The sequence below is a fragment of the Burkholderia sp. Se-20378 genome (assembly GCF_017104665.1).
GTDB lineage: Bacteria > Pseudomonadota > Gammaproteobacteria > Burkholderiales > Burkholderiaceae > Burkholderia > Burkholderia lata.
In genome coordinates this window covers 1-2,561 of sequence record NZ_JAAGPG010000830.1, presented here as the reverse complement: position 1 = coordinate 2,561, position 2,561 = coordinate 1, and the positions used below count along the sequence as shown (strand labels likewise).

At 64.9% G+C, this 2,561-nt stretch carries 3 protein-coding genes and 1 pseudogene; 2 read left to right on the top strand and 2 right to left on the bottom strand.

The features are described 5' to 3' along the window. Together G3N93_RS38010 and G3N93_RS38005 are read right to left on the bottom strand one after the other, a co-directional pair. A partial coding sequence (locus tag G3N93_RS38010; protein WP_206135325.1) for a hypothetical protein occupies positions 1-351 on the bottom strand: 351 nt, incomplete at its 3' end. Positions 352-379: 28 nt separating this feature from the next. After that, positions 380-790 (bottom strand): thioesterase family protein, encoded by a 411-nt coding sequence (locus tag G3N93_RS38005; RefSeq protein ID WP_039354887.1) that lies wholly within the window; start codon positions 788-790, stop codon positions 380-382. 380 nt (positions 791-1,170) lie between these two features. Between G3N93_RS38005 and G3N93_RS38000 the strand changes: the two genes are divergently transcribed. Both G3N93_RS38000 and G3N93_RS37995 read left to right on the top strand, forming a co-directional pair. Beyond that, positions 1,171-2,283, top strand: coding sequence for a 3-deoxy-7-phosphoheptulonate synthase (locus G3N93_RS38000; protein WP_206135324.1), 1,113 nt, complete (start codon positions 1,171-1,173; stop codon positions 2,281-2,283). A gap of 145 nt (positions 2,284-2,428) precedes the next feature. After that, positions 2,429-2,561: pseudogene (locus G3N93_RS37995) on the top strand (methionine aminotransferase); the annotation flags it as partial.

Here is a 2,561-nt window from a genome sequence, read left to right as displayed (position 1 = left end):
CTCGTCGCACGGTTCCGCCGTGTCGCCCGGCGTCGCGCACTGCGTGACCCAGCTCGCGAACTCGAGCAGCGACGCGTCATGAGCGAGCGTCGCCGCATCGAGCGCGACGGTCACACCGGCATCCCGCAAGCGCCCGAGCAGCGGCCGCACGCCATCGTGCGCGCCCCCGCATGGCTGCAGCAGCACCTCGAGTTCATCCTCGTGACGATCGACGAGCGCACGGTGCCGCTCGAGCGCGGCCGGCTCGAGCAACGCCTGCGCGGCATGCCGGACGATGACGATCGCGCGATCGTCGCGACGCTCGACGATCGCACCGATCCGGCGCCGGGCGCGCGCCACCACGGCGCTCACGTGTCGCTCCCGAAATGGCGCGCGCGCATCACAGCGAACCCTGGAATTCGAGCACGCGTGCCTTGAACTCGTCGGGCACGGCCTGCGTCGTGTTGTTCGCGTAATCGAACATCACGTGCGTCGACATGCCGCGCGCAACGATGGTCTGGTCGTCGCGCTCCATCAGGTGTTCGAGATCGAAGCTCTTGCTGCCGAAGCGCACGATGCTCGACCGGATCGTCAGGTTGTCGCCGAATTGCGCCGGTGCGAGGTACTCGCACTGCGTCTTCACCATGATGTGCGGCAGCTTCTCGCTCCGCGGCAGGCCGAGGAGATCGAACATGTAGCTGAGGTACGAATGCTGCAGATAGTCGTAATAGACGGGACTGCTCACATGCCCCATCGAATCCGTATCGCGATACTTGACGTGAATGGGCGTTTCGTAATGGCGTTTCGACATGGTGATTCTCCGCAATGACTGGGTTGATTTATTTATTTGATCCCGATTGGCCTATCGGGAGTCGAAAAATTAATCTAACACCTATCGAGGCGCCACTATCAGAACGAATAGCGAACCATCGCGGAAGCCTCTCGCTCCGCGATTTCAGCGCGGATAATTGCGCCTGAATGCTTCGTTGAAAATCGAATTTCAAGCCCGCCTGGCATCTCAAAAACAGGCAAGGCCGATACTTCAATTCCGGACGACTTGCTTATTTCTGCAATTCATAAGGTTATGAATTAGAAACTGGTAAATATGTTAGTTGCGCATGGAAAGAGCCATTCAATACAGTCGCGCTGTAGTAAAAAATCCACCGAATTATCGACAGGAGGGCAGTCCCCATGCATGCGAATACCTGGACGACGAACCGTGACGCCGTGCTGCATTTGCCGTCCCCCGCGGATCTGGCCGGCGCGCTACAACCGGCATTGCGCGCGTCGCGCACGGTTCAAATGGCTCGCCGAGCGATCGTCGACGTGTTGAACGGCACCGACGACCGTCTCGTGGTCATCGCCGGCCCGTGCTCGGTGCACGACCCGGCCGCGGCGCGCGACTATGCGGCGCGGCTCGCGCTGCAACGCGCGCGTTTCGCGGACGAACTGGAAATCGTGATGCGCGTGTACTTCGAGAAGCCGCGCACGACGGTCGGCTGGAAGGGGCTCATCAACGATCCGCTGCTGGACGGCAGCGAACGGATCGACGCGGGGCTGCACACGGCCCGCGCGCTGCTGTGCGACATCAACGGGGCGGAGATGCCGGCGGCGACCGAGTTCCTCGATCCGCTGTCGCCGCGCTATCTGGCCGACCTGGTCGCCTGGGGGGCGATCGGCGCACGCACCGTGGAATCGCAGGTGCATCGCGAGCTGGCGTCGTCGCTGCCGATCCCGATCGGCTTCAAGAACGGCACCGACGGCAACGTCCAGGTGGCCGTCGATGCGATGTGCGCGGCCGCACGGCCGCATCGCTTCCTGTCGGTCGATACGGGCGGCCGGCTATGCGCGACGGCCTCGCCCGGCAATCCGCATACGCACGTCGTGCTGCGCGGCGGGCGCGAGCCGAATTTCGACGCGGCCGCCGTGAATGCCGCATGCGAGCGCATGGCGGCCGCGCAATGCGCACCGCGCGTGATGATCGATGTCAGCCACGGCAACAGCCGCCGCCAGTTCCGCAACCAACTGGGTGTCGGCACGGCCGTCGCCGCGCAGATTGCAGCTGGCGACACGCGCATCGTCGGCGTGCTGATCGAGTCGAACCTGATCGAAGGGCGCCAGGATCTCGTGCCCGGCATGCCGCTGCGCTACGGCCAGAGCATCACCGATGCGTGCCTGTCGTTCGCCGATACCACGCAGCTTCTCGAGACGCTCGCCTACGCGGTGCGGGCGCGACGGCGAGGCCATGCGCCGGCGCCGGACCTCGAGTTCGCGCACGAACCGCTGCTCGCGTGCTGCGCGTGAGCGGCCCGGCGCGGCACGATCAGATTTCGGCCTCGTCGTAGATCCGCGTCGCATCGCCGGCCCACGCGTCGCGATAGCGGGCGAGCCAGTGCTCGGCCTGGGTCGGCGCACCGGCGACGATCGCGTCGAGCGGCGCGAGATACATGGATTCGTCGCGGCGCCTGCCGCGCTGACCGCGGAATTCCGCAAGGTCCACCAGTTCAACGTGTTCACGGTGAACACGCCGATGCAGATCGGGCTCGCCGACTACCTGCGCGACCCGGCGCCGTACCTGACGC

Excerpts from the sequence above, each read along its gene's own strand:
- G3N93_RS38005 (WP_039354887.1), bottom strand. The coding sequence starts at position 790 with ATGTCGAAACGCCATTACGAAACGCCCATTCACGTCAAGTATCGCGAT.
- G3N93_RS38000 (WP_206135324.1), top strand. The coding sequence starts at position 1,171 with ATGCATGCGAATACCTGGACGACGAACCGTGACGCCGTGCTGCATTTG.